This window comes from Neorhizobium petrolearium (genome assembly GCF_017873175.1).
In the GTDB taxonomy this organism is placed as follows: Bacteria; Pseudomonadota; Alphaproteobacteria; order Rhizobiales; family Rhizobiaceae; genus Neorhizobium; species Neorhizobium petrolearium.
Genome location: NZ_JAGGJW010000042.1, coordinates 1 through 6,589, shown reverse-complemented (window position 1 = coordinate 6,589; position 6,589 = coordinate 1). Strand labels below are relative to the sequence as shown.

Below are 6,589 nucleotides of genomic sequence, written 5' to 3'. Positions count from 1 at the left end.
TTCGAGGCCAAGACGCAATTCGCCGTCGCATTCGGCGAAAGGTTCGTCAGCAACTGACGGAAACGGGCCTCAGGCACAAAAAATCCGACAGTCCCGCGTGGCTCGAGCACGGCATCCAGTTGAACCTGACGCTCGATCGCTACCCGAAGGGGATCGAGGACCAACAGTTTGAGTAAGGCCGAGCGGAGTCATCTCTTGTTAAAGCACGGCTCCTATTTCCGCTCGCCTCGGCACTGGTGCCGACAGAAATGGAATAAGCAGGCCCACACGCTTGGCTCGCCAAGCATAATTTCATCGACTGCATAGCTGTGCCGATGGCCATCAGCTATTCCGTTTGGAGCTTCGCAAAATCGATTTGGCCTGTTTCCGCTGGAGCATCCCAACCGGCATCACCTGCCATAAGTCATCGACGGATTTTCCGCCGATCAAGGTCATGATGATATTCCTCAAAAAGCGACCAGGCGGGTTGCGACATCAGCGTGATTGGGCCGATGCGGCCACCACCGCAGAGGACACACGCAAACATTACTCGCTTCTGCACGTGCTACATCGGCTGCATACAGCGCCTTGCCGGTACTTGTCGCTCATTCTTTGAGATGCTCCTCCTTCATTCCGACAGGGGGATTACCAACCTCGCGATCAGTCCGTTGGGATGCTGATCCAGAAGCTCCAGCTTTCCGTGATGGGCTTGGACGATCTCCGCAACGATGGACAAGCCTAGACCGAAACCACTGTCCGCTTTTCCGCGGGCGGCGTCGATCTTGTAAAAAGGCTCAAGGACTTGGGCACGATGCTCGGCGGAAATGCCTGGCCCATCATCCGCTACATCGATTGTGACTTCGCCGCCCGCCGCCCTGAGTTCGACATCGACTCGCTTTCCGAACTTCGTCGCATTGTCGCACAAGTTTGTCACAGCGCGCGTGAGGGCGAGCGGCTTGAAACTTGCAACCATTCTTGCCGGCCCATGATATGTGACGTCGTGGCCCATGTCCGTAAACTCGTCGCAAACCGTCTGCAGAAGCGAGCCGAGATCGGCACGCTGGGGAACTTCGCGGTGGTGATTGTCCCGCAAATAACCAAGACTTTCCCTTAAGAGCCGATCTATTTGCTTTATGTCCGCCAGCAGCGCATCGCGGATTTCGTTTTCGCTCACTCTTTCGGCGCGGAGCCGCAAGCGAGTCAGAGGCGTCCGTAGATCGTGGCTTATTCCTCGGAGCATTCGCGTGCGCGCCTCAACCATAGCGGAAATACGCCGCTGCATTCCATTGAGGGCGCGCGCCAGCGCGATGATCTCGACGCTTCCACGCTCTTCGAAAAGCTCTGGTCCGAGCGAGATATCGGCTCTCATAGCCGCCGAAGCAATTCGGCGTAGCGGCCGGGTGATCGTCCAGACGGAAAAAGTCGAAAACAGGATAATCAGCGTTACAAGAGCAACCAAATAGTTGGAACCGAAGCTCAGCGCGTCACTGCGCAGAAAGCGCTGTGGGAGCTTTTCCAGAACAAGAAGGTTCTCGTTATCGATCTGTGCGGCCAGAACACGCTTGCCATCGACAAACGTTCGCCAGCCGCCGAATGGCACCGCTCCATTATCGGGAGGGAAAAACCAGTCGATGGCGGCATGAATGAACGGCTCCGTTGCCGATGACGTGGTGAACCGGTCAGCGAAGGACAACGGCTGCAAAGAAAGATTCCAATTGCTCCGATTGGCGATCTCGATGATGGCGTCCCGTTCGGATGGTGTCGCGGCAGCCAGGATTGAGCTGATGGCCGAGATGCGATCGGAAAGGGCTTCCAGATCAGGAACGTCGTAGTCCTTGCGCACCCAGCGTTCCAACGTCGAACCGGCACTGATAACGATAACCAGACAGACCAGGATGATCGCGGTAATCTGGCCATGTATGGTCGAACTCATTTGGGGCATTCGGATTTGCAAAGCACCTCCTTGTTGGTTTTGCCCAACACATTGGAACGAAACGTCGAGTGGGCTCTGTCACAGACCCGGTGCAGCTGAGAATAGAGACTTTGCGAAAGCGCCGATATTAAGTTTTGTGTCGGCCGGCGGCCTGCCCCGATTATGCCTCGATTTCGTCCCCAAGCCTGCACTGTCCGAAACAAAACGTAACACAAAGACATGCAGCTTCAGCCGTATCCATGACAGGACAATGGCGTTGCATACGCGGTCTTCGCCACCCCGGCGCGTCCCGTATCAAATCACTGGAGCACCCATGTCTTCTACCAAACGGACCGACCATCGGCTTGTATTAAACGCCTTCTACCTCACTTTCCTGTTTTTCGGCGCGGCTCCGAACGCTCTCGCGGCCGATGCCGGCCTCGCAGAGCAAACCCCGGAACCGCCATTCGACCAGGAGCGGTTCAATAACGAGAAGCCCAAGTCCAACTGGAGCCTGATTGTCGGCGCAGGTGCCAGCTACGAGCCGGATTATGAAGGAAGTGATGACTTTGAAATCGATCCCATCCCGGTTATCGTATTCACTTATGGAGACTGGCTGGAGATCGATCCAAGGGGCATTGCTGTCACCGCGCTTCGCCATGAGGGTTTTGCGCTGGCAGCCAGGGTCGGCTACGAAAGCGGACGGGATGAAGACGACAACGACCGCCTCGATGGACTCGGTGACATCGACTTCGCTGCTACCGTCGGCGCGAAGGCTTCCTATACCTGGAATGGTTTTGAGTTTTACGGCACAATCGACCAGACCATCGACGGTAGCGAGAGCCTTATCGGAACGGTTGGCACCGAGTATAAGGCACCGGTAACGGAACGCCTAATCCTTGGCGCCGGCGTCGAGGCCGTCATTGCCAACGATAAGCACATGGAAGCCTATTTCGGTGTGAACGCCGCCCAGTCGGCCAGGTCCGGCCTTCCCGAATATAAGGCGGAAGCTGGCTTGAAGCGCGTCAACGTCTCGGCATCCGCAACTTACATGCTCAGCGAAAACTGGCTCGTGAGGGGTGAGACGAGCCTCGGCATCCTGACGGGTGACGCCGCCGACAGCCCGATTGTGGAAGAGAAACTCCAGCCATCCGCTTCGCTTTTCGTTGGCTATAAATTCTGACCGTCCCTGCCCCTCCATGCCAGATCCTTCGGTGTCGGAGTCGTAAGGAAGCCGGAGCAGCACCACCTGTTCCGGCTTCTTGCCAATACAAAGGCGCTACGCCTGCTCAACTTTCGCAGTGAACATGTAACCGCCGAGCCTGACGGTCTGTAGTAGGACCGGCGTCTTTGAATCGGCCTCGATCTTCTGCCGCAACCGGCTGATATGAACATCGATGCTGCGCTCGATCGGCCCAGCCAAACCCGAATGGGTCAGCGAGAGAAGTTCCTCTCGGGTGATGATCCGCCCCGGATTCCGGCAAAAGGCCAACAGAAGATCGAACTCGGTCGTCGTCAGGGCAACCCGTGCATGGCTAGGATCGTGCAATTGCCGACGCAGCGGATCGATCTGCCAGCCTTCAAAGCGCAGCTTCCGCTGAGCGGAGGAATTCACCAAGCCATAGGAGGCCCTTCTCAGAAGGCTTCGGATGCGGGCGACCACCTCTCGCGGGCTGAAGGGCTTGGTGACATAGTCATCGGCACCGAACTCCAGGCCGATGATGCGGTCAACCTCTTCCCCAAGCGCCGTCAGCAGGATGATAGGGGTGGTCTTCTCCGATCGAATCCGCCTGCAGATGCTGAGGCCATCCTCTCCCGGCAGCATGACGTCTAAAATAATGAGATCGAAGTCATTGTTGCGCAGTAGGGACTGAGCCACATGGCCGTCTTCGGCGACGGTCGGGATCATTCCGCTTTCCTGCACCGTGAGCGCCAGCAGATTGCCGATTTCCGGATCGTCTTCAACGATCAGGATTTTCACGTTTGCGGAGTTCGACTGCATTGTTCTTTTCCTTGGCTCAACTCGCGCATAAAACATGTCACGCCCAGAGCAAATATTTCGCTTTGTTAAGTTTTATTACGACGCATGGGAAGGCTTGCCCGCGCGATGCCGCGATGAGCCGAAGTTGGTCGCGCATCGCTCGCTTCCATCGGCACCGTTCGTCAACCCGGCAACAAACGGTGTCGAAGGCTTCCGCAATATGAAACAGGAGCGGTCAGTTAGCTGACCGCTCCTGTCAAAACGCACCGTTGGGGGGACGATGCGATCTTCAGCGCTCCAGAAGACCGACTTCCGCCGACTGGAGGGAAGGCCTGAAGAGCCGGCTCAGACGGTCGCTGAGATCTGATTGAAGGAGATGCAGTGAAGGGATCACGATCAAAGAAAGCACTGTGGACACCAGCAATCCGCCGATGACGGCGATCGCCATGGGCGCGCGGAACTCGCCACCATCCCCGATAGCGAAGGCCGATGGCAGCATTCCCCCGATCATCGCCAGCGTCGTCATGACAATAGGTCGAACGCGCTCCTGGCACGCCTCCACGACAGCCTCCAGCCGGTCGAGACCAAGCGCCTCCCGCTCCATCGCGAAGTCTACCAACATGATGGCGTTCTTTGTCACGATCCCCATCAGCATCAAGATGCCGATCACGACGGGAAGTGATATGGCGTTGCCGCTCAAGAGAAGTCCGGCGGAAACGCCTCCGATGGACAGGGGCAGGGAGGCAAGTATGGTCCAGGGCGCCAGAACGCTCCTAAACAGCAGGATCAGCACGATGAGAACAAGCATGATGCCCGCCCCCATGGCAACGGCGAAACTCTCGAACACTTCACCCTCGGTATCGGAGTCGCCGGTGGCCTGTGCACGTACGCCGGCAGGGAGGCTCCTTACACTTTCCAGCTGCGAGAGCCGATCGAGCCCTTGCCCTGAGGTCAACCCCCTTTGCATGTCCGCGCCGATCTCGATGCGGCGTTGACGATCGAAACGATCGATCGCCGCGACCGTCTGATCAAAGCCGATTTCTGCGACCGCGGCCAACGGCACCTGCCTTCCGTCGGCAGACGGCACGTTTAAGGTCTGGAAGATCGCAAGCTCACCGCGGGCGGCTCGATCCAGAACGACCCGGATCGGAATCTGGCGCGCCTCCTCGCTGAAGTTCGCCAGTTTGCTGTCCACGTCGCCGATCGTGGATATCCTTATCGTGCTGGCAATATCGGCGGCGGAGACCCCAAGTGCTGCCGCCTCGTCGGTTCGCACCGTGATCCTCAACTCCGGCCGCATGGCAACATTGTCGCTGGCCGGGCTGACGAAGCTCTCGTCCTCCGCCATTTCGCGCAGGATCGTATCGGCTGCATTCTGTACGGCTTCGCCGTCGCTGCCCAAGACGGCGAACGAGAGATCACGGCCGCCGCGATTGTCGAGAAATCTCAGGCGGACATCCGGAATGGAGGCGAGCACCTTTTCGATATCGGCCTCGATAGCAAACGATGATCGCGACCGCTGGGCCTTGTGCAAGAGATCGATGGAGATGACGGCGTAACGCGCATCCTGTTGTCCATTCATGCTCGCTCCAGCCCGAGTCAGGACACCCCCCACCTCGTCAAACGTCGCGACGCGGCGCGATATCTCGTCGGTCACCGCCCTCGTCTCGTCGAGGTTGGAACCAGGCGGCAGCTCAACAGTCAACGTCAGCCGCCCCATGTCCTCGGGAGGAAGGAACGTGGTCGGGACTGAGATCAAGGAGACAATGGCGACCGCGAAAAGGCCAAATGCAGCTCCGATGGTCGCCCATTTCCAACGCAGGCTCTTCCGCAGCAAGGTTTCATAGGCGAGTGTCAGGCGCCCCTTCCGCTCTTCCGCTGGCGGCCGGCCAGTCATAAAATAGGTGGCCATGATCGGAGTGATCAGCCGCGCCACCAGAAGGGAGAAAAACACCGCGATGGCTACGGTCAGGCCAAATTCCCGAAAATACAGCCCGACGACACCGCTCATCAGACCCACAGGCGCAAAGACGGCGATGATCGTGGCGGAGATCGCAATGACCGCGAGCCCGATTTCGTCAGAGGCGTCGAGCGCGGCCTGATATGCAGATTTTCCCATGTTGCGATGGCGGACGACATTTTCGATCTCGACGATCGCGTCATCGACCAGGATGCCGGTCACCAGCGTTACGGCCAGAAGGCTGAGAATGTTGAGCGAAAAGCCGAGAAGATCGAGCGCGAAGAACGTAGGAATGATCGAGAGCGGCAGCGCGATGGCGGCGACCACCGTCGCGCGCCAGTCGCGCAAGAAAAGGAAGACGACGACGACGGAAAGCGCCGCTCCCTCGAGCAGAGTGTCCATCGCGGAATGATAGTTTCCCGCCGTGTAAGAGACATTGTCACCGACAAGGGCGAACCGGATGCCGGGATTGCTATTGCCCAAGTCTGCAACAGCCTCGGCGACCGCATCCGCGACCGAAACGTCGCTCGCCCCCTGGGTGCGATAAACGGAAAAGCCAACAATATCGGCGCCGTTCAACGTGGCGAAGGCCCGCGGTTCGGCGACCGTATCGCGCACGTTTGCCACCTCAGCCAGCCGAACGGTGTTTCCGCCGGAAAAGCCTAGTGTGACGTCCCAGAGATTATGACTCGTTGAGCAAAGGTATTGGATAAGACTTTGCCATCTTTTTGCGGGCTTGGTCTGTCGAGAACATCCA

At 58.1% G+C, this 6,589-nt stretch carries 4 protein-coding genes; 1 reads left to right on the top strand and 3 read right to left on the bottom strand.

What is annotated here, in order from left to right; translation table 11 throughout:
- Positions 1-607: 607 nt before the first annotated feature.
- A complete protein-coding gene (locus J2046_RS33405; protein WP_325169820.1) occupies positions 608-1,912 on the bottom strand; it encodes an ATP-binding protein in 1,305 nt (434 codons plus the stop codon).
- Positions 1,913-2,225: 313 nt separating this feature from the next.
- Between J2046_RS33405 and J2046_RS33400 the strand changes: the two genes are divergently transcribed.
- On the top strand, positions 2,226-3,074 hold the full coding sequence (locus J2046_RS33400; RefSeq protein WP_210059098.1) for a MipA/OmpV family protein: 849 nt from the start codon (positions 2,226-2,228) through the stop codon (positions 3,072-3,074).
- 96 nt (positions 3,075-3,170) lie between these two features.
- On the opposite strand, the gene J2046_RS33395 is transcribed toward J2046_RS33400, so the two are convergent.
- Positions 3,171-3,893: a response regulator transcription factor gene (locus J2046_RS33395; RefSeq protein WP_210059096.1), complete on the bottom strand. Its 723-nt coding sequence runs from the start codon at positions 3,891-3,893 to the stop codon at positions 3,171-3,173.
- Between the two features lie 268 nt (positions 3,894-4,161).
- Positions 4,162-6,543 carry an efflux RND transporter permease subunit gene (locus J2046_RS33390; protein ID WP_325169821.1) on the bottom strand — a complete coding sequence of 794 codons (2,382 nt, stop codon included), beginning with the start codon at positions 6,541-6,543 and terminating at the stop codon, positions 4,162-4,164.
- Positions 6,544-6,589 lie beyond the last annotated feature (46 nt).

What these genes read in the sequence shown, in the direction of transcription:
- J2046_RS33405 (WP_325169820.1), bottom strand. Translation starts at nt 1,912, where the DNA reads ATGAGTTCGACCATACATGGCCAGATTACCGCGATCATCCTGGTCTGT.
- J2046_RS33400 (WP_210059098.1), top strand. Translation starts at nt 2,226, where the DNA reads ATGTCTTCTACCAAACGGACCGACCATCGGCTTGTATTAAACGCCTTC.
- J2046_RS33395 (WP_210059096.1), bottom strand. Translation starts at nt 3,893, where the DNA reads ATGCAGTCGAACTCCGCAAACGTGAAAATCCTGATCGTTGAAGACGAT.